The sequence below is a fragment of the Formivibrio citricus genome (assembly GCF_900115065.1).
Classification (GTDB): domain Bacteria; phylum Pseudomonadota; class Gammaproteobacteria; order Burkholderiales; family Chitinibacteraceae; genus Formivibrio; species Formivibrio citricus.
Map to the genome: position 1 here is coordinate 114,541 of NZ_FOVE01000007.1, position 26,208 is coordinate 140,748.

At 58.6% G+C, this 26,208-nt stretch carries 19 protein-coding genes; 12 read left to right on the forward strand and 7 right to left on the reverse strand.

Going from position 1 to position 26,208, the window contains the following annotated elements:
• Positions 1–56 precede the first annotated feature (56 nt).
• From leuC to leuB, 4 genes are all read left to right on the forward strand, one after another.
• Entirely contained in the window at positions 57–1,463 is a 1,407-nt protein-coding gene (gene leuC, locus BMZ36_RS06445) for a 3-isopropylmalate dehydratase large subunit (protein ID WP_091193088.1), read from the forward strand.
• Between the two features lie 22 nt (positions 1,464–1,485).
• A complete protein-coding gene (locus BMZ36_RS06450; protein WP_091193091.1) occupies positions 1,486–1,614 on the forward strand; it encodes an entericidin A/B family lipoprotein in 129 nt (42 codons plus the stop codon).
• On the forward strand, positions 1,611–2,246 hold the full coding sequence (gene leuD / locus BMZ36_RS06455; RefSeq protein WP_091193014.1) for a 3-isopropylmalate dehydratase small subunit: 636 nt from the start codon (positions 1,611–1,613) through the stop codon (positions 2,244–2,246). Before BMZ36_RS06450 ends, leuD begins: the two co-directional genes overlap by 4 nt.
• Positions 2,247–2,628: 382 nt before the next feature.
• Positions 2,629–3,690 (forward strand): 3-isopropylmalate dehydrogenase, encoded by a 1,062-nt coding sequence (leuB, locus tag BMZ36_RS06460; RefSeq protein ID WP_091193018.1) that lies wholly within the window; start codon positions 2,629–2,631, stop codon positions 3,688–3,690.
• A gap of 74 nt (positions 3,691–3,764) precedes the next feature.
• On the opposite strand, the gene BMZ36_RS06465 is transcribed toward leuB, so the two are convergent.
• Genes BMZ36_RS06465 through BMZ36_RS06475 form a run of 3 tightly spaced genes read right to left on the reverse strand, consistent with a single transcriptional unit; the run spans position 3,765 to position 10,561 of the window.
• Complete coding sequence (locus BMZ36_RS06465; protein ID WP_091193021.1) at positions 3,765–5,816, reverse strand: putative bifunctional diguanylate cyclase/phosphodiesterase; 2,052 nt, start codon at positions 5,814–5,816, stop codon at positions 3,765–3,767.
• The gene (locus tag BMZ36_RS06470; RefSeq protein ID WP_177187805.1) at positions 5,813–8,323 is read right to left on the reverse strand and encodes a PAS domain S-box protein; all 2,511 of its coding nucleotides are present in this window, start codon (positions 8,321–8,323) and stop codon (positions 5,813–5,815) included. Before BMZ36_RS06470 ends, BMZ36_RS06465 begins: the two co-directional genes overlap by 4 nt.
• A gap of 33 nt (positions 8,324–8,356) precedes the next feature.
• Entirely contained in the window at positions 8,357–10,561 is a 2,205-nt protein-coding gene (locus BMZ36_RS06475; protein ID WP_218142648.1) for an ATP-binding protein, read from the reverse strand.
• Between the two features lie 295 nt (positions 10,562–10,856).
• On the opposite strand from BMZ36_RS06475, the gene BMZ36_RS06480 reads away from it, so the two are divergent.
• The 3 genes from BMZ36_RS06480 to BMZ36_RS06490 are packed head-to-tail and all read left to right on the forward strand — an operon-like array spanning position 10,857 to position 15,777.
• Positions 10,857–11,849 (forward strand): autoinducer 2 ABC transporter substrate-binding protein, encoded by a 993-nt coding sequence (locus BMZ36_RS06480; protein WP_177187806.1) that lies wholly within the window; start codon positions 10,857–10,859, stop codon positions 11,847–11,849.
• 24 nt (positions 11,850–11,873) lie between these two features.
• On the forward strand, positions 11,874–14,444 hold the full coding sequence (locus BMZ36_RS06485; protein WP_177187807.1) for an ATP-binding protein: 2,571 nt from the start codon (positions 11,874–11,876) through the stop codon (positions 14,442–14,444).
• On the forward strand, positions 14,437–15,777 hold the full coding sequence (locus BMZ36_RS06490) for an ATP-binding protein (protein ID WP_091193037.1): 1,341 nt from the start codon (positions 14,437–14,439) through the stop codon (positions 15,775–15,777). The genes BMZ36_RS06485 and BMZ36_RS06490 overlap by 8 nt, the downstream gene beginning before the upstream one ends.
• Before the next feature lie 57 nt (positions 15,778–15,834).
• Here the strand turns inward: BMZ36_RS06490 and BMZ36_RS06495 are convergent, their stop codons facing one another.
• From BMZ36_RS06495 to BMZ36_RS06505, 3 genes are all read right to left on the reverse strand, one after another.
• Entirely contained in the window at positions 15,835–16,863 is a 1,029-nt protein-coding gene (locus BMZ36_RS06495; RefSeq protein ID WP_091193040.1) for an ABC transporter permease, read from the reverse strand.
• Positions 16,860–17,918, reverse strand: a complete 1,059-nt coding sequence (locus BMZ36_RS06500; RefSeq protein ID WP_091193043.1) for a microcin C ABC transporter permease YejB — start codon at positions 17,916–17,918, stop codon at positions 16,860–16,862. The genes BMZ36_RS06495 and BMZ36_RS06500 overlap by 4 nt, the downstream gene beginning before the upstream one ends.
• 117 nt (positions 17,919–18,035) lie before the next feature.
• Positions 18,036–18,767, reverse strand: a complete 732-nt coding sequence (locus tag BMZ36_RS06505) for a FadR/GntR family transcriptional regulator (protein ID WP_091193046.1) — start codon at positions 18,765–18,767, stop codon at positions 18,036–18,038.
• Between the two features lie 455 nt (positions 18,768–19,222).
• Here BMZ36_RS06505 and BMZ36_RS06510 point away from each other — a divergent pair, with 455 nt between their 5' ends.
• The 4 genes from BMZ36_RS06510 to BMZ36_RS06525 are packed head-to-tail and all read left to right on the forward strand — an operon-like array spanning position 19,223 to position 23,717.
• The gene (locus BMZ36_RS06510) at positions 19,223–19,801 is read left to right on the forward strand and encodes a 2-oxoacid:acceptor oxidoreductase family protein (protein WP_091193049.1); all 579 of its coding nucleotides are present in this window, start codon (positions 19,223–19,225) and stop codon (positions 19,799–19,801) included.
• Complete coding sequence (locus tag BMZ36_RS06515) at positions 19,794–21,050, forward strand: transketolase C-terminal domain-containing protein (protein WP_091193052.1); 1,257 nt, start codon at positions 19,794–19,796, stop codon at positions 21,048–21,050. Before BMZ36_RS06510 ends, BMZ36_RS06515 begins: the two co-directional genes overlap by 8 nt.
• Positions 21,051–21,062: 12 nt before the next feature.
• Positions 21,063–22,061: a thiamine pyrophosphate-dependent enzyme gene (locus tag BMZ36_RS06520; protein WP_091193054.1), complete on the forward strand. Its 999-nt coding sequence runs from the start codon at positions 21,063–21,065 to the stop codon at positions 22,059–22,061.
• A gap of 15 nt (positions 22,062–22,076) precedes the next feature.
• A complete protein-coding gene (locus BMZ36_RS06525) occupies positions 22,077–23,717 on the forward strand; it encodes an NAD(P)-binding protein (protein ID WP_218142649.1) in 1,641 nt (546 codons plus the stop codon).
• A gap of 70 nt (positions 23,718–23,787) precedes the next feature.
• Here the strand turns inward: BMZ36_RS06525 and BMZ36_RS14290 are convergent, their stop codons facing one another.
• Positions 23,788–24,006 (reverse strand): hypothetical protein, encoded by a 219-nt coding sequence (locus BMZ36_RS14290; protein ID WP_143085988.1) that lies wholly within the window; start codon positions 24,004–24,006, stop codon positions 23,788–23,790.
• Between BMZ36_RS14290 and BMZ36_RS06530 the strand changes: the two genes are divergently transcribed.
• Positions 24,005–26,208 (forward strand): type VI secretion system Vgr family protein (locus BMZ36_RS06530; RefSeq protein ID WP_091193056.1); only part of this gene is annotated, 2,204 nt, incomplete at its 3' end. The two genes, BMZ36_RS14290 and BMZ36_RS06530, sit on opposite strands and share 2 nt — an antisense overlap.

Here is a 26,208-nt window from a genome sequence, read left to right on the forward strand (position 1 = left end):
TATATTGATGCGGTCGATTCTGTTTCTCCAACCTAAACTCTTTGGGGCTCAGCAAGATGGCTCAAACCCTGTACGACAAACTCTGGAATTCGCATGTGGTGCATCAGGACGAAGACGGCACCTGCCTGCTCTACATTGACCGCCACCTCGTCCATGAAGTGACCAGCCCACAAGCCTTTGAGGGCCTGCGTCTCGCCGGCCGCACCGCCTGGCGCAGCAAATCGGTCATCGCGACCGCCGACCACAACACGCCGACCGACAACTGGGACCAGGACATCCAGGACCCGATCGCCAAGCAGCAGGTCGATACGCTGGACGCCAACCTCAAGAATTTCGACGCGCTCGACTTCTACCCGTTCAAGCACGAAAAACAGGGCATCATCCACGTCATCGCCCCGGAAAACGGCGCCACCCTGCCCGGCATGACCGTGGTCTGCGGCGACAGCCACACCTCCACGCACGGCGCGTTCGGCGCGCTGGCGCACGGCATCGGCACCTCGGAAGTCGAACACGTATTGGCCACGCAAACGCTGGTCGCCAAGAAAGCCAAGTCGATGCTGATCAAGGTCGAAGGCCAACTCGGCAAGGGCGTGGGCGCCAAGGACGTGGCGCTGGCCATCATCGGCAAGATCGGCACCGCGGGCGGCACCGGCTACACCATCGAATTCGCCGGCTCTGCAATTCGCGGCCTGAGCATGGAAGGCCGCATGACCTTGTGCAACATGGCCATCGAAGGCGGTGCGCGCGCCGGTATCATTGCCGTGGACGACACCACCATCGATTACCTGCGTGGCCGTACCCACGCCCCGAAGGGCGAGAACTGGGACAAGGCCGTTGCCTACTGGAAAACGCTGCATTCTGATGCCGACGCCACCTTCGACACCATCGTTGAAATCAAGGCCGAAACCATCGACCCGCAAGTGACCTGGGGCACCTCGCCCGAGCAGGTATTGGCCGTAGGCGGCAAGGTGCCGAACCCGGCCAACGAAGCCGATCCGGTCAAGCGCGGCAGCATCGAACGCGCACTGCAGTACATGGGCCTGAACGCCGACATGCCGATCACCGACATCCGGATCGACAAGGTTTTCATCGGCTCCTGCACCAACTCGCGCATCGAAGACCTGCGCGAAGCAGCCGGCATCGTCAAGGGCAAGAAGAAGGCCGCCAGCGTCAAGCAGGTATTGATCGTTCCGGGCTCCGGTCTCGTGAAGCGCCAAGCCGAAGAGGAAGGTCTGGACAAGGTCTTCATCGAAGCCGGTTTCGAATGGCGCGAACCGGGCTGCTCGATGTGCCTGGCGATGAACAACGACCGTCTGGCACCGGGCGAACGTTGCGCTTCCACCTCGAACCGCAACTTCGAAGGCCGGCAAGGCGCGGGCAGCCGCACGCACCTGGTCAGCCCGGCCATGGCCGCAGCGGCGGCAATAGCCGGTCATTTTGTTGACGTGCGCGATATTCTCTAACTTGATTCAGGAGCACTTCACCATGAAAACCATCAAGACCCTGTTGCTGCTGGCAATGACCGTTCTGGCCCTGAGCGCCTGCAATACCGTTCAAGGTGTAGGCAAGGATATTGAGCGCGCTGGCGAAGCCATCCAACGGAGTACCAAATGAAAAAGTTTGATTTGCTCGACGGGCTGGTTTGCCCGCTGGATCGTGCCAACGTCGATACCGATGCGATCATCCCCAAGCAATTCCTGAAATCGATCAACCGTTCCGGTTTCGGTCCGAACCTGTTCGACGAATGGCGCTACACCGATCACGGCGAGCCGGGCATGGATTGCAGCCTGCGTCCGAAGAACCCGGATTTCGTGCTGAACCAGCCGCGTTTCCAGGGCGCACAGATCCTGCTGGCGCGTGACAACTTCGGCTGCGGCTCCAGCCGCGAACACGCGCCGTGGGCCATTGAAGACTACGGTTTCCGCGCCATCATCGCCCCGTCGTTCGCCGATATTTTCTTCAACAACTGCTTCAAGAACGGCGTGCTGCCGATCGTACTGCCGGAAGAAACCGTCGACAGCCTGTTCAAGGAATGCGCCGCACAGGAAGGCTACCGCCTGACCATCGATCTCGCCGCGCAAACCGTGACCACACCGGACGGCGATGCCTTCCCGTTCGAGATCACCGCGCACCGCAAGCATTGCCTGCTCAACGGCTTGGACGACATCGGCCTGACGCTGCGTCACGCGGAGAAGATCAAGGCATTTGAAGAGAAGCGGAAGGCCGAGCAGCCCTGGTTGTTCTAAACCGAATAGTTCAAATTAGAGCGGAACTACTTCCTTCCCCCTTGCAGGGGGAAGGTCAGGATGGGGGTAGAGTCGTGGATTTCCATCATTTCTACCCCCTCCCGAGCCCTCCCCCTGCAAGGGGGAGGGTACGAAATCCTGATGAATCATCTGGATTTGGAACTCTTTCACCACAGAGTCACAGAGTCAGGGAGAAAACCGATTCAGGCTTCATGATGCAGTCAACACGTCACCCCGGCGCAGGCCGTGGTCCAGGTTTTGGAACCAAACACCCACTGGATACCGGCCTGCGCCGGTATGACGACAGCTTCAGGAGGCTCTCGTTTTTCTCCCCCTCTCCGTGCCTCTGTGGTTCAATTTTTTGTTTACAGGAATACAAACAATGAAAATCTGTGTCATCCCCGGTGACGGCATCGGTCCGGAAATCATCGCCCAAGCCCTCCGCGTCATGGACATCCTCAAGCAGGACGGTCTGAAGTTTGAAACCGAACATGCCCTTCTCGGCGGTTGCGCCGTCGATGCCACCGGCGTTCCCTACCCTGAAGCCACGCAAAAGATCGCCCGCGCAGCCGACGCTGTGCTGTTCGGCGCCATCGGCGGCCCGAAGTGGGACAACCTGCCGCGCAACCAGCGCCCAGAGCGCGGCCTGCTCGGCATCCGCAAGGATCTCAACCTGTTCGCCAACCTGCGCCCGGCCATGCTCTATCCGGAACTCGCCAACGCCTCGACGCTGAAGCCGGAAGTCGTGTCCGGCCTCGACATCATGATCGTGCGCGAGCTCACCGGCGACATCTACTTCGGCGAACCGCGCGGCATCACCGTGGAAGACGGCAAGCGCGTCGGCCGCAACACCATGATCTACAACGAAGACGAAATCCGCCGCATCGGCCACGTCGCCTTCCAGGCCGCCCGCAAGCGCAACAAGAAAGTCTGCTCCATCGACAAGATGAACGTGCTGGAAACCACCCAGCTCTGGCGCGACATCATGATCGAAATCTCCGCCGAATACCCGGACGTTGAGCTTTCGCACATGCTGGTCGATAACGCTGCGATGCAGCTCGTGCGTAACCCCAAGCAGTTCGACGTGATGGTCACCGGCAACATCTTCGGCGACATCCTTTCCGACGAAGCCTCGATGCTCACCGGCTCCATCGGCATGCTGCCCTCGGCCTCGCTCGACGAGAACAACAAGGGCCTGTACGAGCCGATCCACGGTTCCGCGCCGGACATCGCCGGCAAGAACCTCGCCAACCCGCTCGCGACCATCCTCTCCGCCGCCATGATGCTGCGCTACACTTTCAACAAGGAAGCAGAAGCCACCCGCATCGAAAACGCCGTGAAGAAGGTACTCGCCGACGGCTACCGCACCGGCGATATCTACGAAGAAGGCACGAAGAAGGTTTCCTGCTCCGAAATGGGCGATGCCGTGGTTGCAGCGATGTAAACGGAAGTTTGCTGCGGCAAAAACACGAATCGCCGCTCCGGTTTCGGGGCGGCGATTTTTTTGTATCCTGTCATTCAGGACAGGCGTTTCCCTTCGCGCAGCAAGGCGGCAAAATCGGCGGCAGGCAGGGGGCGGCTGAAATAGTAGCCTTGGATCATGTCGCATCGGTATTCGCGCAGAAAAGCCAGTTGCTCCGGCGTTTCCACGCCTTCCGCGACCACTTCCAGCTTCAAGCCGTGAGCCATGCCGATCACACCGCGCACCAGTTCCGCGCTGTCATGATCCGCTGCCACGTCGCGCACGAAATTGTTGTCGATTTTCAGGATATCGACCGGAAAGCGCTTGAGATAGCTGAGCGATGAATAACCGGTGCCAAAATCGTCGATGGCCAGCGCAAATCCCATGCGCTTGAGGAGCACCATCATTTCGATGTTGGCCTCCATGTCGTTCATGAGAAAGCTCTCGGTGAGTTCGAGTTCCACGGCTTGCGCCTCGATACCCGCCTCACTGATGGCCAGCGCCAGCATGTCGGGCAGGTTCTGGCTCTGGAACTGGCGCGCCGAGAGATTGATCGCCACGCAGGGTACGGCCAGCCCTTCGTCGCACCAGCGGCGAATCTGGGCGCAAACATCTTGGATCAGCCATTCTCCGATGGGGATGATGAGGCCGTTTTCTTCGGCCATCGGGATGAAATCGCTGGGGGGAACGAATTTACCGGACGGGTGTTTCCAGCGAATCAAGGCTTCGGCCCCGACAATCCTTCCATCCGCCAGCAACACCTTGGGTTGGTAGTACATTTCCAGTTCGTTGCGCTCTATCGCTCGCCGCAGATCGTTTTCCAGTTCCAGGCGCTGCTGCGCCTGCTCGTTCATGTCCGCTGTGTAAAACTGGCAACCGTTGCGTCCGCTCTCCTTGGCCCGGTACATCGCCACTTCGGCGTGTTTCTGCAAAGTCTCGACATCGTTGCCATCGTTCGGAAAGAGACTGACTCCGATGCTGGGCGTGATGAACAATTCATGTCCTTCAACGGAAACAGGTCGGGTAAACGCCGCCAGTATCTTGTCAGTCGCACTGGCGATATGCCTGATGTCGGAAACCAGCGGCAACAGGAAGGCGAATTCGTCGCCCCCCATCCGGGCCAGGGTATCTTCCTGGCGAATGCAGGTCTGGAGCCGGCCTGCCACGCCGAGCAGCAATTTGTCGCCAAACTCATGGCCGAATGTATCGTTGATGTTCTTGAAACGGTCCAGATCCAGCATCAGAACCGCGCACTTCAGTTGACGACGCGCTGCCTGCAACAGCGCCAATTCCAGACATTCTGCGTACATCAGACGGTTGGGCAGCCCAGTCAGCACATCGTGATAAGCCTGATGGTGCAACGCTTCCTCTGCCCGCTTGTGCTCGGTGATGTCGGCAAACAGCGCCACATACTGCAGGATCTTGCCCTGCGGATCCTTCACTGCCGTGATGTTCAGTCGCTCCGCATATATTTCGCCATTCTTGCGCCTGTTCCAGATTTCCCCGGTCCACTTGCCTTCGTCAAGCAGTGCTCGCCACATCTGCCGGTAATATTCTTCTCCATGCCGTCCTGAGCGGAAATGGGAAGGCTTCTTGCCGACAACTTCATCCTGTCTGTAACCGGTAATCATGCTGAACGCCGGGTTTACGGCCTGGATGCATCCTTCGCCATCGGTGATCAGGATGCCTTCCTGGGTATTCTCGTAGATGCTGGTGAACTGGATGCCTCGACGCCCCAGTTCGTAATGCTCGAAGGCCTCGCGGATACTGGTTTTCAGCAGTTCGTCGTCCCAGGGTTTGGAGAGATATTTGTAGACATTGCCGCGGTTGATGGCGTCGGTAACCAGCGCGAGGTCCGCAAACCCGCTGAGCACAAGACGCACGGTTTCAGGGTAAAGCCCCCTGACTTGGCTCAGAAACTCCGATCCGCTCATGCCCGGCATGCGCTGATCGGAAAGAATGACGTGGACTTCGTTATGCGCGAGCACCTCCAGGGCTGCGGGGCCGCTGTTCGCGGTAAGCAAATTGTAGCCCTCGGTACGCAAGAGGCGCACGAGCGCATTCAGGACAAACTCCTCGTCATCGACCAGCAACAGCGTACCTGTCATAAAGCGTCCTGCTCTTGAATTGTCTCGCTCTGCCGTACGGGCAAAGTGATGCGGAAGGTAGTTCCGGCCCCTTCTTCGCTGCGTACTTCCAGCCGCCCATGGTGGCTATTGATGATGTTCCAGGAAAGTGAAAGCCCCAATCCGGTGCCCTGCCCCACCGGTTTGGTGGTGAAGAAGGGTTCGAAAATGCGCTTGAGGTTGTCGGGCGGGATGCCCTTGCCGGTATCGGCTATCTCGATCCAGACATGCTCGCCTTCGACACCGGAGCGGATCGTGACCACGCCCCGATCTTCGATGGCTTGCGCGGCATTGACCAGGAGGTTCATGAACACCTGGTTGATCTGGGGCGGGATGCAATAGACGGCAGGAAGCTCTGCATATTCCTTGACCAGCTGGCACTTGTACTTGAGTTCGTTCCAGACAATGTTGAGCGTGCTTTCGAGGCCCTGATGCAGGTCCGCCCACTGCCATTCCACATCCCCGGCACGTGAAAAACTCTTCAGATCCTGCACGATCTTCTTGACGCGGTTAAGCCCGTCGCGGGATTCCAGCAACAACTGCACCACGTCATGCTGCAGGAACGGCAGGTCTATTTGCTTTTTCAGGGCTTCGATTCTTTGCAACTGGGAATCATGCTCAGAAGCCGGTAAGGATTGACAAGTTTCGTAGGCGTCGATCAGTTTCAGAAGATCGTGAACGTAGTTATCCAGCGTACCCAGATTGGAATTCACGAAACCGATGGGATTGTTGATCTCGTGGGCCACGCCGGCAGCGAGTTGGCCGATGGAAGCCATTTTTTCTGACTGCAAAAGCTGGTTCTGGGCTTCTTCCAGCTGGCGATTCAGCTTGCGCAGAGCCTCCATGCCCGCAGCCTGTTCGGCTTCGCGCTGGCGTACCTGCGTGACATCGTCGATGATGAGAACGAAATACTCGATGACGTGCTGTTCGTCGCGCACGGCCTGCACGCGCAATTCTGCCGTCATGACCGAACCATCCTTGCGAACGTAACGTTTTTGCAGTTCGCAGTAATCTAGTTCTCCGCGATGCATCTTCCCGATGGAATCCCTGCTCAGGCTGATATCTTCCGGAAGCGTAATTTCTGCCCAGTTTTTTTCTAGAAGTTCTTCCTTGGTGTATCCCAGCATGTTGCAGAAAGCCGGGTTGACCTGCTCCCAGCGTTCGCTCGGCAACATGATGACGATGCCGACCATGGAATTTTCAAAGCAGGAGCGGAACAGCATCTCGCTATGCGCCAACGCAGCTTCGCGCAGATGTTCCTCGGTAATGTCCATGTGGGTGCCCACCAGCCGGGTGGGGGCATCGTCGGCATCGCGGGCCACGGCACGCCCGTAGGATACGATCCAGCGCCAGCCGCCATCCTTGGCTCGCATCCGGAAGACATGGCGGTAAAGGTCTTTCTTTTCCTGGATGTCGCGCAGGATATCCGCCTGGACACGTTCGCGATCATCGGGGTGGATAAGAGACAGGAACGTGGGAAAATCGGAAGGAAACTCGCCGGAGGAGTAGCCAAGGATTGAGTAATAGCCTTCACTGAAGGTGCCGTTGCCGCTTTGCACCTCCAGGGTCCACAAGCCCTGCTTGCTGGCTTCGAGCGCAATTTCCAGCTGTTTGGCCTCGATGCGCAACTGCTCTTCCATGGCCCGGCGCATCGTGATTTCCCGAGCCACGCAAAAAATTCCGCTCACGGTGCCGTTTTCATCCCGGACGGGGCATTTGGTGATTTGCAGCGTTCGCCCCAGCCCGTCGCGGGTGGTGATGTTTTCCTCAAAAGTCTGGGCACGGCCGCTTTCCAGCACGTACAGATCGTTGGCATGCAGGAAATCGCACTCATCGTCGGGAAAAAGGTCGCTGTCGCGGACTCGGCCGATTTCATCCGGCATCAATCCCAGAAAACGGTTTGCCGCAGGATTGGACATCAGGTAGCGGCCTTTGCGGTCCTTGACGAAAATGAAGTCGGAGGTAGTTTCAACGACAGACGGCAGGAATCCGGAGAGCGCCCACGCCTCCGACTGCGACGGGGCATTGCTCTGCGGGGCGCCATTGCCCAACGCATGGAAAAAAGCCAGTTCCAGCGAGTCGAAGAGCCGTTCCAGAGCAGAAGACAAACCCGGCCATTGCTGAACGGCCTTTTCGTCGACCAGAGCCAGATAGCTGCGCCGGTAGCATTTCAGCACCTCCAGCGATCCCTGACAATTCAAGCCATGCTGGCCGTGTCTTGCTTTTTCAGCTTCGACGAACAGGGAAAACTCCGGCCATCCGTCGACTTCTACGGCCCCCGGAAACGGGTGTGCAACCATCAGTTCGCTCAGCACAGCAGCCAGCGCCTCCGAGAGCTCCGGAATGGCGGTCTGCCAGGCTGGCGACAAAACACCGATGAATCGGTAATAGTCATCCGCAGCGGCATATTCCTTCATCCGCTGCCATAGCCAGGCTTCATTTTCCTGAAAAAATTGCCTGATGATTCCCACCAAAACCTCCTCGGTCATGATTCCCTTTCTATGGCCCGATCCGTGCATCTTCTATCGCGACAGCGGGAGCACCACCCGGAATGTCGTTCCCTCGCCCGGCACTGAGCTCACTTCGATCCGCCCACCGTGTTTCTGCACGATGCTGTAGGACAACGACAAGCCCAGACCGGTCCCTTGCCCGACAGGCTTGGTCGTGAAAAACGGATCGAAAATCCGGTTCATGTTTTCGGGGCTGATGCCTGATCCGGTATCGGCGATCTCCACCCACACGTTCACATCGTCGCTGCCTGTGCGCACGGTGATCTGCCCCTTGTCCTTGATCGCCTGCGCTGCATTGACCAGAAGGTTCATGAACACCTGATTGAGCTGGGAGGGGATGCATTCGATGTCCGGAATGCCGGCATACTCCCTGATTACCATGGCCTTGTATTTGATCTCGTTCCACACCACGTTGAGGGTACTCTCCAACCCGTTCTCCAGATTGGCCCACACCCGCTCCGAATCGCCTGCGTGTGAGAAATCCTTCAGATCCTGCACAATCCGTTTCACCCGCTGCAGGCCGTCTTGCGATTCACCGAGCAACTTGCCGAGGTCTTCGCGCAGGTAGTCGAAATCAATCTGATGCTTCAGCCGTGCCAACTCCTCCTGCACTTCGCTTGTCAAACTGCCTTCAGCCTGCTCATACGTCTGCAAAAGTTTCAGCATGTCCTGAGAATAGCGCTGCAAGGCCCCAAGATTTGAGCTGACAAATCCGATAGGGTTGTTGATTTCATGAGCCACCCCCGCGGCCAGTTGACCGATGGAAGCCATTTTCTCGGACTGCAGCAACTGGTTCTGGGCTTCTTCGAGCTTTTTGATCAACGCTTCGTGCAGCTCTTTTTCATCCAGCAACGCCGCATTGGCCGCCTGCAGTTCGGTTGTTCGCTCCTCGACGCGTTGCTCAAGCTCATCGTTGAAGCGGCTCAGTTTTTCCTCTGCCAGCTTGCGCGCAGTCACATCCTTGGCCAAGCCGACGTAACGAGTTATTTGCCCGGCATCGTTGCGCACGGGGAATCCGCGCCCCCAAATCCAGTGCACACTGCCGTCCGGATGAACGATCCGGTATTCATGCTCGAAAGGTATTTCCTTTTTGAGTTCGAGATCAGCCAAAACACGTTGCCGGTCCGCCTCATGAACCGATTCGGCCAATGGGTGCAGCCCGCTTTCCAAACTGGAAATATCTCGTTTCCAGATACGAGCATACGCCGGACTGACATAGAAAGAACACCTGTCAAAAATATCAGCTGACCAGAAAACCGCATCAATGGTTTCGGCAATCAAACGGCATCTCTCATCGCTTTGATGCAACTCCTCCTGAAACTTGACTTTGTTTCGCTGGGCTTCTTCGTTTTTGCGATAGCGGCCAATCAGCAACAACATGATTGCCAGCATCAATGCTGTTACCAATGCACCGACAACGAAATAGAGGGTACGAAGCCTGTTGTACTGGGCAAGGATCACGGGTACGTCCTGCCCGACAAACACGGTAAACGGATAGGCCGTCACTTTCTGGTAGCGATAAAGACGCATGGTGCCGTCGATATAGCTTTTCCTCTGAAATTCACCGGCTTCAGGTTCATCGGACAGCAATCCGTGACTTCCGGCCAAAGAAACCTTGCTGGCTTGAGCAATATCGCGCGAATGGGCAACGATCTGTCCATCGAAGCGCGCCAGAGAAATAATCACGCCCTCGCCCAAGTCGAATACCTTGAGCAGCCTTTCGAGTGCAGGGGACAGGACAGAGAACACGATCACGCCAGCAAATTGCTTGCGCTCATCGAAAATCGGTCGTGTGAACTGGATAGTCCATTGTTTGGTAACCCGTCCCAGCACTGGGGCGCTGACGAACAGTTCATCCGTTCCACGCGCCTTGTGAACCTTGAAGTGCTCCCGATCCGATAAATCAACCGGAGTCCAGCCCTGAACATTACTGAAAGCCAGCCTGCCATCGGCGCTGATGATACCTACCTGGACAACCGAGGATCGCGCCAGAAACTCCCGGTGCCATTCGACCATGGCAGGAAATTCATCGCGGTGATGAATCCACTCCTTGCGAAAATGCTGGACAAGCAGGTCAAGCGACTGGATAGAAGCGCTCTCAGTCTCTGCTACCGTACGGGCCAGGTTCTGTCCTACCGTGGTCGCCCTTTGCATGGCTTCGCGTTGCGTGGATTGCAGCAAGGCAAAAATGGCAGCCCACAGCACGGCTGTGGCCAAAAGAAAAGCCGCCAACATATATACCGGTTTTGCAAACCTGGAGGTATTCAAGTTTTGCCCCGCCAAATTCAAATGAAAAGCAGCTGCGCCGCACCGTAAAGATAGACCAAGAGCGATCTGCCTGCCGTCAGCAAGAAAACCGGGGCTCTACCATTGCCATGTCAAATTCGCCAAACACGACGGCTTTTACAAGGCGCAATCGCATCAATTTCATATACTGTAATTGCCACCCCCGCGATAACGCTCGTTGCCGGGAATGAAACAGTGCAGCCAGGAACTTCAAAAGGAATCATCGATGAGCAAACGCATGAATTTCGTTGCCCTGACCGGCTTGTGGATAACGGGCCTGTTATTTGCCACCCCGGTTAGCGGGGCAGAAAAATACCACATCGCCATCATGCCCAAGCTGGTCGGCATCCAGTATTACGGTGTGGTGAAACAGGGCGTGGATGCGGCGGCGCGCGAGCTTCCCGGCGTAAAGGTAACCTGGACCGGTCCCACACAGGATCAGGTGGAAAAACAGATCGAGATGATCGAAAAACTCATCCCGGCCAAACCGGATCTGATCGCTGTCGCCGCCAACGATCCGGTCGCCATTGCGCCCGTACTGAGAAAGGCGAGGCAAGCCGGTATCAGGGTGATGAGTTGGGATGGCGATGCCAATTTCCGCGAATTCTTCGTCAACCTGGTCGATTTCGATGAATTCGGCAAACAGCTGGTCGAATCCATCCGGGAGGAAACCGGTCCGCAAGGCGAGATCGCCATCGTGACCACAACCTTCTCTGCCCCCAATCAGGCGAGCTGGATAGCGGCCATCAAAAAGCATCTCTATGCCCAATATCCCGGTCTGAAAATCGTCGATATCCGCCCGGCAGGAGAAAGTACGGAAGAAGCCTATCGCATCACTCAGGATTACCTGAAAACCTTCCCCAACCTCAAGGGAATCATCGCGCTGGGCGTGCCAAACGTTCCCGGCGTGGCACGAGCGATCAAGGAAGCGGGCAAGACCGGCAAAGTGGCCGTGGTCGGGAATTCCACACCCAACCTGATGCGCGGTTATCTGAAAGACGGCACGGCCAGGAAGGTTTTGCTGTGGAATGCGCCCGATCACGGCTATCTGACCGTTTACAGCGCCTACCGTCTGCTCAGGGGCGAAATCAGCGAAGGCAAGCCTTTCAAAGCCGGACGGCTCGGCAATTTCACCCCCCGGAAAGACAACCAGAACCTGCAGGTGGCCCTGCCCGTGATGGTCTTTACCAGAGACAACGTGGACAAGCACCGCTTCTGATCCGGATAGAGAAAACACATGCTCATGGAGCAAAAAACAACCGGCTTCCAGCTAAAGATCATGACCAGGCTGAACCTGCTGTCTATCGGCATCATCCTGGTCATGACCGCCTGTGTGCTGGGAGCCGGTACAGTCATCATCAGCAGCATTCTCTACCGTTCGCAGGAGCAGGTGCTGCGTCTTGAGCTCGACAATGCCAAGCAGCAGATCATCCAGACACTCAACCGCTCCGGAGTACGCGCGGCCTCAGATATGGCCGCGAACCTCTACGAACAGATGCGCCACAAGGAAGGTTTGAAGACTGTCCGGCTGTTCGTGCTGGAAAACCCGGACCAGCGCGTCATCTATCATCCAATGCGGCCGAGCGGACATCGCTCCACGCTCGAATTCGTTCCGAGAATGTTCGAACAGCGGGACGGCAGCATTGAGTATGTCTACCAAGACATGCCGAGCTATGCGGTGTTCACTACGGCCCCCACCGTCGACTGGCTGATCGGCATTTCCATTACCAAAGAGGAAATGTTCGCCAGGAAATACGAATTCCTGCGCACTGTCGGCGGAATCACTTTCATCGTGCTGTGCCTCAAGGCGCTGCTCATCCACCTGTTCGGCCGGCGCCTGCTGGCCCGGATCAAGGCCACGCTCGATTGCGTCCGGCGCATTGAAAACGGCGATCTGACCGCCCGCATCACCACGATCTCGCGCCATGACGAACTGGGTCTATTGCAGGAAGGCATCAATGCCATGGGCGCGAAAATCGAAGCACGCACGGCCGCACACCTGCAAGCCGAACACACCCTGCAGGAAAACCGCGCCCTGCTGCAGTCTATTCTCGACAACTCGACTGCCGTGATTTTCGTCAAGGATCTGGAAGGTCGCTATCTGCTGGTCAATCGCCGTTTCTGCGAAGTCCACCATGTTACGCAGGATGACATCCTCAACAAGACGGTCTACGACATGTTTTCCATTGAGCAGGCCGCACCAATCCGCGCCGCGGAACAGCAGGCCATCGATAATCGCAGCGCAGTACAGGTCGAAGATCTGATCCAGCAAGAGGACGGCCTGCATACCTACTTGGCCGTCAAATACCCGCTCTACGACGCGAACGGAAAACCTTATGCCGTTTGCGGTATTTCCACCGACATCACCGAGCACAAGCGTGCCGAAACTGACCGGCAAGCGCGCGAAACCGCCGAAGCAGCCAACCGTGCCAAGAGCGAATTCCTCGCGACGATGAGCCATGAATTGCGCACGCCGCTCAACGCCATTCTCGGCTATGCGCAACTGCTCCAGCACGACCCGGAAATTTCAAAAAAACAGGCTGAATGCGTGGAGCCGATCATCCACGGCGGCCAGCATTTGCTGGCGCTGATCAACGATCTTCTGGACATGGCCAAGATCGAGGCCCGCAAGTTCGAGCTTTACCCCACGCCGTTGCATCTGGCCAGCTTCCTGAAAACGGTTGGGGACATCATCCGGGTCCGTGTTGAAGAAAAAAGCCTGCTGTTTATCATGGATACCGCTGCGGATTTACCGGCCGTCATCCATGCAGATGAAAAACGGCTGCGCCAGGTTCTGCTCAACCTCTTGGGCAATGCGGTGAAATTCACCGATCGCGGCGAAGTCACGCTGCGGGTACGTTGCCTGTCCCGCGAGAAAGAAACGGCGCACTTGCGCTTCGAAATCACCGATACCGGCATCGGCATTCCGGCAGAGCAAATGGGAACCCTGTTCCAGCCTTTCGAGCAGGCGGGAGAACTGCGCCGTCGCGTAGGCGGTACGGGATTGGGGCTTTCCATCAGCCGCCAGCTGGTGCAGTTGATGGGGGGCGACATCCACGTCGAAAGCCTGCCGGGCACGGGCAGCCGTTTCTGGTTCGATATTGGCCTGACCGAAATTGAAACCGGCCAAACATGCGTGCCGGAAGAACAGACCATCTGCGGTTACGAGGGGCCGCGCCGGAAAATCCTGATCGTGGACGATGCGGCGATGTACCGGCTGATGTTCGTCAACTGGCTGACCGCGATCGGCTTCGATCTGTGCGAAGCCCGCAACGGTCTGGAAGCCATTGAGCAGATTCGGCTGCAACAGCCCGATCTCGTCATCATGGACATGGTCATGCCGACCATGAGCGGGCAGGATGCCATTCGCCGCATCCGGCAGATTCCTGAGATGGAATCATTGCCGATCATCGCGACCTCCTCCAACGCCAACCGGGAAGAACTGGATCAGAGCATCCTGGCGGGGGCCAGCGTTTTCCTTGCCAAACCACCAGACCGCGACCTGTTGCTGGACAAGCTCGCCGAATGTCTTGGGCTGAACTGGATTCGCACCAGCAAACTGCACGAAGTGTCTTCCCCGAAGCATCCGGTAGTCGAGACATTGCCGCCCCGCAGCGAAATCGATGTTCTGCATGAACTCGCCCGCACCGGCAACATGCGCGCCATACGCGAATGGTGCGATTACATTGACGCGTTCGACTCCCGGTATGCGCCGTTTACCGATCATTTGCGCCAACTTGCAAGGAATTACCAGTCGCGCGCGCTGCTGGAACTGGTCCGGGAATATCTGCAAAAGGAATCGCAGCATGAGTGAAGCAACGCATACGGATGGCCATGTCACTATTCTGGTTATCGACGACGTTCCGGCCAATATCGGCATTCTGGTGGATTACCTGGAAGAGCACGGCTTTCGTGTACTGGTGGCGCAGGATGGCGAAGAAGGGTTTCAACGCGCAGCCTTCGCCCGCCCCAACCTGATCCTGCTGGATGCGATGATGCCCGGCATCGACGGCTTCGAGACCTGCCGCAGACTGAAAACGACTCCCGAAACCAGCGATATTCCGGTGATTTTCATGACTGCGCTTACCGATGTTCATGACAAGATGGCGGGCTTCGGAGCGGGAGCGGTCGATTACGTGACCAAGCCGTTCGAAACTGCGGAAGTACTGGTACGCATCAACACCCATCTGGCATTGCAGACCATGCATGCGCAGCTTGAAACGCAGAACCGGCAACTGCAATACGCCGTAGCCGAACACCAGAAAGCGGAAAACGACCTGCGGCAAGCGCTGGATGAGATCAACACACTCAACGAACAACAGGTTCAAACCCAAAGGCTGCTGCTGCAATCGGAAAAAATGGCGGCCGTCGGGCAACTGGCAGCGGGGGTGGCCCACGAAATCAACAATCCAATCGGTTTCGTGATCTCCAACATGACCAGCCTCGAACGCTATGTGAAGGAATTGATGCAGTTGCTGGCACTTCATGAGCAGACAGATTCAGCCGCACAGCAGCAGATCGCAGCCTATCGCAAGCAGATCGATTTCGATTATCTGCGCGAGGACGTGTTCGCCCTGCTCAACGAATCCAAAGACGGCCTGATGCGGGTGAAAAAAATCGTGCAGAACCTGAAGGATTTCTCGCATGCCGGCGACAGCGTCTGGCAGGATGCCGATCTGCACAAAGGGCTGGACAGCACCCTGAATCTGGTCTGGAACGAGTTGAAATACAAGGCGACCATCCACAAGGAATACGGCGATTTGCCGTCCGTGGAATGCCTGCCGCAGGAAATAAACCAGGTTTTCCTCAACCTGCTGGTCAATGCCGGTCATGCCATCGACGGTCACGGCGAGATCACGATCCGTACCGGCACACGGGAAGATGAAGCCTGGGTGGAAATTGCCGACAACGGTTGCGGCATCCCCCCGGAAAACCTGAGCCGCATTTTCGACCCGTTCTTCACCACCAAGCCGGTCGGCAAGGGAACAGGGTTGGGGCTGTCGCTATCCTACGGCATCGTCCAGAAACACGGTGGACGCATCGACGTGAGCAGCGAATGCGGCAAAGGTACGACGTTCCGGGTATACCTGCCTGTGAGGCATGCAGAGAAATCCCAGGCAGATCAGGCTTTGCCGACATTGGGTTGACAAGGCTGCACAAGCTCGCAAGACGGGATTAATCCCGTCATTGCCGCGCAGGCCAGATCAGCCCTGCGCCCGCGTATCGAAAGCCTGGCGCAGCCCTTCCCCGATGAAGATCAGCAACAACAGCATTCCCACCAAAGCTGCGAAGGCGGACAGGGATATCCACCAGGCATCGAGGTTGGCCTTGCCCTGCGCCAGTAACTCTCCCAGAGACGGATACTGGCCAGCCACGCCCAGGCCGAGGAAATCCAGGCTGGTCAGCGCCAGCACCGCCGCGCTCATGCGAAACGGCAGGAAGGTCAGCACCGGCGTCAGGCTGTTGGGCAGCACGTGGCGGCGGATGATCTGCCAGTCGGACAGCCCCATCGCCCGCGCCGCAGTCACGTATTCCAGGTTGCGCGTGCGCAGGAACTCGGCGCGCACGTAATCGGCCAGCCCCATCCAGCCGAACAGCGTCATGATGACCAGCAGAATCGACAGGCTCGGCTCGAAGATCGCGGCAAAGATCAACAGCAGGTAGAGCTCCGGCATCGACATCCAGATTTCGGTCAGGCGCTGCCCGGCCAGATCGATGCGTCCGCCGAAGTAGCCCTGCACGCCGCCAATCAGCACGCCCAGCACACTGCCGGCAAAAGTAAGCGCCAGCCCGAACAACACCGAAACACGGAAACCGTACAAAAGGCGCGCCAGCAGATCGCGCCCGCGGTCGTCGGTTCCCAGCCAGTTCACGGCGGAAGGCGGCGCGGGGTTGGGACTGGGGGCGAAGTAGTTGATCGTGTTGGCGCCGTAGCGGTTGGGCGGGAAAAGCGCCCAGTTGCCAGGCCGGGACAACTGCTCGCGGATGAACGGGTCGAGGTAATCGGCCGGCGTCGGGAAATCGCCGCCGAACGCGGTCTCCGGGTAATCCTTGATGAGGGGCACGTAATACGCCCCTTCATAGCGCACCAGCAGCGGCTTGTCGTTGGACAGCAACTCGGCCCCCAGGCTCGCGACAAACAGCACGGCAAACAGGCACAGGCTGCGGAACGCCCGCTTCTGGGCACGGAAACGCTGCCAGGCTCGCCGCCACGGCCCCATGCTTGCCATCATTGCGCTCCTTCGAAACTGACGCGCGGATCGACCAGCGCGTAACACAAGTCGGAAACCAGCTTGCCCACGAGCCCCAGCAGCGTGAAGAAATAAAGCGAGCCGAGCACCACCGGGTAATCGCGGCGCAGGATCGATTCATACGAAAGCAGCCCCAGCCCATCCAGCGAGAACAGCGTTTCGATCAGGATGCTGCCCGTGAAGAATGCGGCCAGAAAGGCTTCCGGCAAGCCCACCAGCAAGGGAATCAGGGCATTGCGGAAGATGTGCTTCCAGAAGATGCGGCGTTCGGACAGGCCCTTGGCACGCGCAGTCATCACGTACTGCTTGCGGATCTCTTCGAGGAAGGTGTTCTTGGTCAGCATGGTCAGGCTGGCAAAGCTGCCGACCGTCATCGCGGTGACCGGCAACACCAGATGCCACAGGTAATCCATGAGCTTGCCCATCAGGGTCAGATCGGCCCAGTTGTCCGAAGTCAGCCCGCGCAACGGAAACACCTGCCAAAAGCTGCCACCACCGAACAACACCAGCAACGCCACGCCCAGCACGAAGCCCGGAATCGCATAGCCGGCCATGATGATCAATGTGGAGATCAGGTCGAAGCGGCTGCCGTGGCGCACCGCCTTGGCCACGCCGAGCGGCACGGCGATCAGGTAGGCGAGGAAGAAGCTGGTCAGGCCGATGCTCATCGATACCGGCAGCTTGGATTTGATCAGCGTCCAGACATCGGCGTGGTGGCGCCAGCTCTGGCCGAGGTCGAAACGCGCGAAGCGGCCGAGCATCTCAAAGAAACGCACGTGGGCGGGCTTGTCGAAACCGTACAGGGCTTTGATCTCGGCCAGGCGCTCCGCGTCCACGCCGCGCGCGCCCTGGTAGAGACTGCCCGTGGATTGGGTGGTGGCCATGGCGACTTCGCCCGACCCGCGCCCCTTGAGCTCGTACATCATCTGCTCCACCGGCCCACCCGGAACGAACTGGATCACGAGGAACGTGACCAGCAGCACCCCCAGCAGGGTTGGCAGCATCAGGAAAAGACGTTGCAAGAGATATCGCAGCATCTGTTTGTTCGCCTCTCAAGTTCAGACCACAAGCCGCGCGCTGAACAACACGGCGCGCGCCAGTCATCAGACATCGTACATCAACAACATGTCAAAACGCCATTCCCGCCAGCTCGTCTATGCCTCGCCGCCAGCCTGTATTTCCGCAGCCTGACGCAAACGTTCACGGCTATTGGATAAATGCGTGCGCATTACCGCGCGCGCCATATCCGTATCCCTGCGCAGAATTGCTTCATAAATAGCGCGGTGTTCCTGATGGATTTGCCGCAAATAATGGTCCGGAGATTCAGGAGAACCGGCAACATCCACGCGGGTACGCGGAATGATCAAGGTGCCCAGATGGCGCAGAATCCCTTCTACGTACTGGTTGGCAGTCGCCTTGGCCAGTTGCAGGTGGAAGCGAAAATCCGCACCGACCGTATCGGCACCGCTTTCGATTCCGGCCTCGAATTCCTCAATCGCCCGCCGCATCCCTTCCAGGTGGGATTCCTCGCGGCGCAAGGCTGCAAGGCTTGCCGCCTCGACTTCCAGGCTGATACGCAGCTCCAGCATCTCCAGCGATTCCTGGATTGTCAGCACGGCACCGGGGACGAAACACAGCATCCCCTGCGATTGCTCTTCCAGCACGAAGGTTCCGACCCCGTGGCGCGTTTCAACGAGCCCTGCGGCCTGCAGCCGGGAGATGGCCTCTCGCACCACGGTTCGGCTCACACCCAATTCCGTCATCAACGCGGGTTCCGTAGGAAGCTTCTGTCCGGGCTGCAATGTACCGCGACGAATCTTCTCGGAAATATTGTCCACGACTGCCTGGGTCAAACTGCGCGATGCTTTTTTTTCAACCGTTGCCATTTATTCAATTCCACAATAATCGCAATTCGCAAAATTCAAATAAAAAATTTAAATTAAGCAAATTAAATCGACACAACATTCACGACAAAAACCATGTTCAGATCGTACGACATCGTATGACTTTTTGCAATACTCACCCAGCCACAAAACACAAAAAAAACATCATATGTATTTGTTTATTTAGATATTTTTTCAAAGCAACACCGTCGAACAACACCCGACAAAAACACTAATTTGCTGCAAATCAACAAAACGTCAATTCACAAGCCAATTATCAAAAACAGGCCTATCGGATTGTTCCAAAAATCCAGATCATGCCAATACAATACGCACCGATTCGGACATCGACGGACAAAATCAAGTCCAGAATCTGACTCTGCCGTTCATTGGGATCCCGGTTCCACAGACTTTCCGGAATTCCAGATTGAGCCGCATCCTTCAAAAGGAGACACACAATGTTCCAAGTACGGATACACGGCCGTGGAGGCCAAGGTGTGGTGACGGGGGCTGAAATGCTCTCGATCGCTGCGTTTCTGGAAGGGTGTAACGCGCAAGCGTTCCCCAGCTTCGGTTCCGAGCGCACCGGCGCGCCCGTCGTTGCGTTCTGCCGCATCGACAACAAGGAAATCCGCCTGCGCGAGCCGATCATGGAGCCGGACGCGCTGATCATTCAGGATCCGACCCTGCTCTTCTCCGTGGATGTGTTTGCCGGGCTGAAACCCGACGGCTACATCATCATCAACACCAACAAGACTTTCGAAGAACTGGGCCTGGGCGAATTTTCCAAGAAATTCCGCCCGGAACGCCTGCTGACCGTTTCCGCGACCGACCTCGCGCTCAAACACGTCGGCCGCCCGGTTCCCAACGTGCCGCTGCTCGGCGCTTTTGCTGCTGCATCCGGCCTGATCTCGATCGATGCCGTTGCCTCGGCCATCCGCGACAAGTTCTCCGGCAAGATCGCCGAAGGCAACATCGCCGCCGCGACGGAAGCCTACAACACTGTCAAGAATGAAATGGAGGCCGCCCATGCTTAAGCAGACCGAAGGCTCCCACGCCGTAGCCGAAGCCGTGGCCCTGTGCCGCCCGGAAGTCATCTGTGCCTACCCGATCTCCCCGCAGACCCACATCGTTGAAGGTCTGGGCGAGCTGGTAAAATCGGGCGAGCTGCAAAATTGCGAATACACCAACGTCGAATCCGAATTCGCCGCGATGTCGGTCGCGATCGGTTCCTCGGCCGCCGGCGCGCGCACCTACACCGCCACCGCCTCGCAGGGCCTGCTGTTCATGGCCGAAGCCGTGTACAACGCCTCGGGCCTGGGCTTGCCGATCGTGATGACCGTCGCCAACCGTGCCATCGGTGCGCCGATCAACATCTGGAACGACCACACCGATACCATGAGCCAGCGCGATTGCGGCTGGATCCAGATCTTCGCCGAAACCAACCAGGAAGCCGCCGACCTGCACATCCAGGCTTTCAAGCTGGCCGAAGAGCTGAGCCTGCCGGTCATGGTCTGCATGGACGGCTTCATCCTGACCCACGCCTACGAGCAAGTGGACATGCCGAGCCAGGAACAGGTCGATGCCTTCCTGCCGCCATACAGCCCGCGCCAGTCGCTCGATCCCGCCGCACCGGTATCCATCGGCGCGATGGTCGGCCCGGAAGCGTTCTCCGAAGTGCGTTACCTCGCCCATGCCAAGCAGATGCAGGCGCTTGATCTGATCCCGAAGATTTCCGCCGAATTCAAGGAAATCTTCGGCCGCGATTCCGGCGGTCTGGTTCGCTCCTACCTGTGTGACGATGCAGAAACCATCGTCGTGGCGCTGGGCTCCGTGATCGGCACGATCAAGGACACGGTCGACGAGATGCGCGCCGAAGGCCACAAGATCGGCGTATTGGGCATCCATTCCTTCCGCCCCTTCCCGGCCGAAGCCATCCGCAAGGCGCTGTCGAAGGCCAAGCATGTCGTGGTGCTGGAAAAGAGCATCGCCATTGGCGTGGGCGGTGTTGTCGCCAGCAACGTGCGTCTGGCGCTCGACGGCATCGACAGCCGTATCTACTGCGTGGTGGCCGGCCTGGGTGGCCGCAACATTCTGCGCACCTCGCTGCACCGCGTCTTCCGCCAGGCAGAAGCGGGCGAACTCGAAGCGCTGCACTTCCTCGATCTGGACTGGGACGTCGTCAACCGCGAGCTTGAGCGCGAGCGCACCCAGCGCCGCTCCGGCCCGATCGCCGAGAACATTCTGCGTGATGTCAGTGCCGTGCGTTCCAGCAGCGTAGGCTAAGGAGAATCAGTCATGTCATACGAACCGATCAAGTTTTACCAGACCGGCACCTTCACCATCGGCAACCGTCTGCTGGCTCCCGAGCAGCGCACGGGTCAAGCCGACATGGGCCGCACCAACTCGCTCAACTCCGGTCACCGCGCCTGCCAGGGCTGCGGCGAAGCGCTGGGCGCCCGTTACGCCATCGACGCCGTGATGCGCGCCACCGGCAACCAGATGATTGCCTGTAACGCCACCGGCTGTCTGGAAGTGTTCTCCACGCCGTATCCGGAAACCTCGTGGCAGATTCCCTGGATCCACTCGCTGTTCGGCAACGCCGCAGCCGTGGCCACCGGCGTCGCCGCCGCGATGAAGGTCAAGGGCAAGAAAGACGTACGCGTGATCGCCCAAGGCGGCGACGGCGGCACCACCGACATCGGCTTCGGCTGTCTCTCCGGCATGTTCGAGCGCAATGACGACGTGCTCTACATCTGTTACGACAACCAGGCGTACATGAACACCGGTGTGCAGCGTTCCTCCGCTACCCCGCCGGCCGCGCGCACCGCGACGACCATGCCGGTCGGCCCGGAGCCGGGCAACGCGTGGGGCCAGGGCAAGAACGTGCCGCAGATCGCCATGGCGCACGGCATTCCCTACGTTGCCACCGCCACGGTCGCCGACCTGCACGATCTGGAAGCCAAGGTAAAGCGCGCCATGGAATTCCGCGGCGCCCGCTACATCCACATCTTCGTACCCTGCCCGCTGGGCTGGGGTGCCGCGAGCCACGACACCATCCGCCTGGCACGTCTGGCCAAGGAAACCGGCCTGTTCCCGGTTTACTCCGCCGAATACGGCGAAGTCGTGAGCGTATCGAAGATCCGCCAGAAGCAGCCGGTTGAAGATTACCTCAGACCGCAGCGGCGTTTTGCCCACCTCTTCGGCAAGAATCCGAACGTGGAAGTCATCGCCCGGTTCCAGGAAATGGCCGACCGCAACATCCGCAAATTCGGTCTTCTGGACGACAACAAGTAAGCGGGGGAGAAAAACATGGAAAACAAACAAATCGACAAGCCGTTTGCCATCACGCTGGACGTAGGCTCCTCGCTCGCCAACAAGACGGGCTCGTGGCGTACCTTCCGCCCGGTGTATCTGCAACGCATCCCGCCGTGCAACAACCAGTGCCCGGCCGGTGAAAACATCCAGGGCTGGCTGTTCCACGCCGAATCCGGCAACTACCGCGAAGCCTGGAAAACGCTGACCGCCGACAACCCCATGCCGGGCGTGATGGGCCGCGTGTGCTACCACACCTGCGAAAGCGCCTGTAACCGCGGCCAGCTCGACTCGGCCGTCGGCATCAACTCGGTCGAGCGCTTCCTCGGCGACGAAGCCCTGAAGCAGAACTGGCAATTCGACAAACCGGTCAAGGAATCCGGCAAGAAAGTACTGGTGGTTGGCGCCGGCCCGTCCGGTCTATCCGCCGCCTACCACCTGCGCCGCATGGGCCACCAGGTCACCATCCAGGAAGCTGGCCCGGTCGCCGGCGGCATGATGCGCTTCGGCATTCCGAAGTACCGTCTGCCGCGTGAAGTGCTCGACGGCGAAATCCAGCGCATCGTGAATCTGGGCGTTGATCTCAAGCTCAACAGCAAGGTGAAGGACATCCAGGAAACCATGAAGGCCGGCGGTTACGATGCCGTCTTCCTGGCAGTGGGCGCCCATATCGGCAAGCGCACCGACATCCCGGCCTGCGAAGGCTCGCGCATCCTCGATGCCGCAGCGGTGCTGCGCAGCATGGAAGGCGAAGACAAGCCGATGCTCGGCCGTCGCGTGGCCATTTACGGTGGCGGCAACACCGCCATGGACGTGGCACGTACCGCCAAGCGCCTAGGAGCCGAAGAAGTCGTCGTGATCTACCGCCGCACCCGCGACAAGATGCCGGCGCACGACTTCGAAGTGGAAGAAGCACTGCAGGAAGGCGTGCTGATGAAGTGGCTGTCTACCATCAAGGGTATGGAAAGCGGCGTCATCACCGTGGAAAAGGTCGCGCTCGAAGAAGACGGCGCGCTGTCCCCGACCGGTGAATTCGAAACACTGGAAGCCGACTCGCTGATTCTGGCTCTGGGCCAGGACGTGGAGCTGTCCCTGCTCGAAAACGTACCGGGCATGGAAATCAAGAACGGGGTGGTTCACGTCAACCAGCACATGATGACCGGAGCCCCTGGCATCTTCGCCGGCGGCGACATGGTTCCGTCCGACCGCACCGTGACCGTCGCCATCGGCCACGGCAAGAAGGCCGCGCGTCATATCGACGCCTGGCTGAACGGCGGCGAATACGTGAAGCCTGCGAAGCACGAGGTAGCCACGTTCGACAAGCTCAACACCTGGTACTACACCGACGCACCGAAGACCGTGCGCCCGATGCTCGACATCATCCGTCGCCAGTCCACCTTCGAAGAAGTGCAAGGCGGTCTGGACGAGAACAACGCGCTGTTCGAGGCTCGTCGTTGTCTCTCGTGCGGCAACTGCTTCGAGTGCGACAACTGCTACGGCGTTTGTCCGGACAACGCGGTCATCAAGCTCGGCCCTGGCAAGAAGTTCGAGTTCAACTACGACTATTGCAAGGGTTGCGGCATCTGTGTCGAAGAGTGCCCGTGCGGCGCCATCAAGATGGTTCCGGAGCAGATCTGACGCTCCTGCCCCTTGCGCATGACAGGCAAGGCAGTCAAAAAAACCCCGGATCGATTGATCCGGGGTTTTTTCATATGACGCCACCGGCAATTACTTTTCCAGCAACCAGCCACACCGCTTCCGCAACATCGGCGAGACGAAAGCCATTCTCATCAGCGCAAACAATCCACCGACGCTGTAAATACCAAAGCATCGAGTAAACAAATTTCCGGTATACGCCACACCAATACTTTCTAATAGCAAAAGAATGAATTAATATTTGCGCAATTTTTGTCCAGATTGCGCCCATGCCTCCCCTGTCCCTCCCGGATTTTGCCTCTCTCTTCCAGCAAAGCGCCCGCCTGCTGACGCTCCGCCTGGAGGGTCTGGAGGGCGAGACACTGCTGCCGCACACCTTGCAGGGCGAGGAAGGCGTGTCGAAGCTGTACCGGTATGGATTGGTCTGCCTGTCCCCCGATGCCGGGCTGGAGCTCAAAGCCCTGCTAGGCCGGCCGGCTCGCTTGGGCATTTTGAGTGCAGACGGGACTGAGCGGGTCATTTGCGGGTTGGTGACAGCGGCGGAGTATCTGGGTTCGGACGGCGGCTTTGCCCGCTATGGCCTGACTATCGAACCCGCTCTGGCCTTGCTGGCTTTGCGGCGCACCAGCCGGGTGTTTCAGGACTTGAGCGTTCCTGACATCGTCCAGCAGATTCTGGAGGAGCATCAGGCCGACAATCCGGCATTTACCTCGACCTTCCAGTTTTCCGCCGAAACCCGCCTGAGTTACACCCCCCGTTCCTACTGCCTGCAATACCGCGAATCCGATCTGGATTTCATCACCCGGCTGCTCGCCGAAGAAGGTATCAGCTATACCTTCCGCTTCGATGATTCAGGCGAAACCCCAATCCATACGCTGGTGTTGTTCGACGATGTCTGGTCGTTGCCGGCTTGTCCGCAAGCAGCGGTGCGTTTTCATCGCAACGATGCGACCGAACAGGCAGACGGGGTGACCGCGTGGCAATCCGTTCGCCGCCTGCAAAGCGGGCGCACGTCCCTGGCGAGTTTCGATTACCAGCCGGTTTCAACCGTACAAGCCGGCGCGGCGCATCTACAAAACCACGGCGAACAAGGCAATGCTGCCCTCTCGACACTGGAAGACTACGATCCGCAATCGCTGTACTTCGGCCGCGACGAAGAAGACCTGACCCGTTATGCCCGTCTGCGCCAGCAAGCCCACGATCTGGCCGCCAAGACCTTTACCGGGGTCGGTGCGGTACGACAGTTGGGAGCCGGTCAGTGGTTCCGCCTGGATGAGCATCCGGCCCATGCCGGGGACTTGGCCGATGCGCGGGAATTCATCGTGCTCAGTCAGACGCTGAAGGCACGCAACAACTTGCCGGATGAATTGAACCGGCAACGTGCGGCGGGTTCTTCTTTCGCGGGATCTTCCTCCTCCGCTTCGTCTGTCTTCCCCTCTCCTTCTTCTCTCTTCTCCTCTTCCGCGACGGCCGAGTCGACGCCACTGTTCGAGAACCGCTTTACGGCAGTCCGCCGCGGGGTGGCTGTGGTGCCGGGAGTCAGTGCCGAGGCAAGGGACAGTACGGTTGCGGGGAATGGTGATTTTGCGGGAAACGGCTTGATGCCGCTGGCCGTGCCATTCCGGGCAAAACCCACGGCGCTGGGCATTCAGACCGCCACCGTGGTCGGCCCCGCCGAAGAAGAAATCCATACCGATAGCCAGGGACGCATCAAGGTGCAGTTCCATTGGCAACGCCCGAGCGAGCATCCCGAGTTCGGGGCGAATCTGGACGACAAGTCTTCCTGCTGGTTGCGGGTGGCCTACCCCAGCGCCGGCGTGGCTTGGGGGCAGCAGTTCATTCCGCGCATCGGGCAGGAGGTGCTGGTCGATTTCATCGAGGGCGATATCGACCGCCCGGTGGTGGTGGGGGTGCTCTACAACGGCAGCCATCCGACGCCGGATTTCAGCGGGGCGGGCAAGCTGCCGGCCAACAAGACGCTGTCGGGCATCAAGAGCAAGGAATACAAAGGCAGCCAGTACAACGAGCTGTTGCTGGATGATTCCACCGGGGAGGTCCGAACCAAACTCAGTAGTGAACACGCCAAGACCCAGTTGAATCAGGGCTACCTGATCCACCCCAGGACGGAAGGCAAAGGCGAACCCCGCGGCGAGGGGTTTGAACTGCGGACCGACAAGCACGGGGCGCTCCGCGCTGCGCACGGGATTTTGCTCAGCACGGAGGCGCAGAACGGGGCGAGCGGCAAGCAACTGGATCGGGTTCAAGCGCAAAGCCAGCTCGATAGTGCTTTTACCTTAGCCCAGTCCTTGGCCGAGGTTGCCACCCATCAACAGGCGGATACGGCGGAGACCGGTCAGGATGATCAGACCGTCCAGAGCGACAACAGTGCCGGCCCCAAAACCAAACAAGGCCATCTGCATCATCTGCAACACGCCTTGAAGAGCTGGGAAGCCGGGAGCAATACCGACAAGGA

Excerpts from the sequence above, each read along its gene's own strand:
- BMZ36_RS06525 (WP_218142649.1), top strand. The coding sequence starts at position 22,077 with ATGGAAAACAAACAAATCGACAAGCCGTTTGCCATCACGCTGGACGTA.
- BMZ36_RS06485 (WP_177187807.1), top strand. The coding sequence starts at position 11,874 with ATGGAGCAAAAAACAACCGGCTTCCAGCTAAAGATCATGACCAGGCTG.
- BMZ36_RS06510 (WP_091193049.1), top strand. The coding sequence starts at position 19,223 with ATGTTCCAAGTACGGATACACGGCCGTGGAGGCCAAGGTGTGGTGACG.
- leuC (WP_091193088.1), top strand. The coding sequence starts at position 57 with ATGGCTCAAACCCTGTACGACAAACTCTGGAATTCGCATGTGGTGCAT.
- BMZ36_RS14290 (WP_143085988.1), bottom strand. The coding sequence starts at position 24,006 with ATGGGCGCAATCTGGACAAAAATTGCGCAAATATTAATTCATTCTTTT.
- BMZ36_RS06500 (WP_091193043.1), bottom strand. The coding sequence starts at position 17,918 with ATGCTGCGATATCTCTTGCAACGTCTTTTCCTGATGCTGCCAACCCTG.
- BMZ36_RS06450 (WP_091193091.1), top strand. The coding sequence starts at position 1,486 with ATGAAAACCATCAAGACCCTGTTGCTGCTGGCAATGACCGTTCTGGCC.
- BMZ36_RS06480 (WP_177187806.1), top strand. The coding sequence starts at position 10,857 with ATGAGCAAACGCATGAATTTCGTTGCCCTGACCGGCTTGTGGATAACG.
- leuD (WP_091193014.1), top strand. The coding sequence starts at position 1,611 with ATGAAAAAGTTTGATTTGCTCGACGGGCTGGTTTGCCCGCTGGATCGT.
- BMZ36_RS06470 (WP_177187805.1), bottom strand. The coding sequence starts at position 8,323 with ATGACCGAGGAGGTTTTGGTGGGAATCATCAGGCAATTTTTTCAGGAA.
- leuB (WP_091193018.1), top strand. The coding sequence starts at position 2,629 with ATGAAAATCTGTGTCATCCCCGGTGACGGCATCGGTCCGGAAATCATC.
- BMZ36_RS06505 (WP_091193046.1), bottom strand. The coding sequence starts at position 18,767 with ATGGCAACGGTTGAAAAAAAAGCATCGCGCAGTTTGACCCAGGCAGTC.
- BMZ36_RS06520 (WP_091193054.1), top strand. The coding sequence starts at position 21,063 with ATGTCATACGAACCGATCAAGTTTTACCAGACCGGCACCTTCACCATC.
- BMZ36_RS06465 (WP_091193021.1), bottom strand. The coding sequence starts at position 5,816 with ATGACAGGTACGCTGTTGCTGGTCGATGACGAGGAGTTTGTCCTGAAT.
- BMZ36_RS06515 (WP_091193052.1), top strand. The coding sequence starts at position 19,794 with ATGCTTAAGCAGACCGAAGGCTCCCACGCCGTAGCCGAAGCCGTGGCC.
- BMZ36_RS06490 (WP_091193037.1), top strand. The coding sequence starts at position 14,437 with ATGAGTGAAGCAACGCATACGGATGGCCATGTCACTATTCTGGTTATC.
- BMZ36_RS06495 (WP_091193040.1), bottom strand. The coding sequence starts at position 16,863 with ATGATGGCAAGCATGGGGCCGTGGCGGCGAGCCTGGCAGCGTTTCCGT.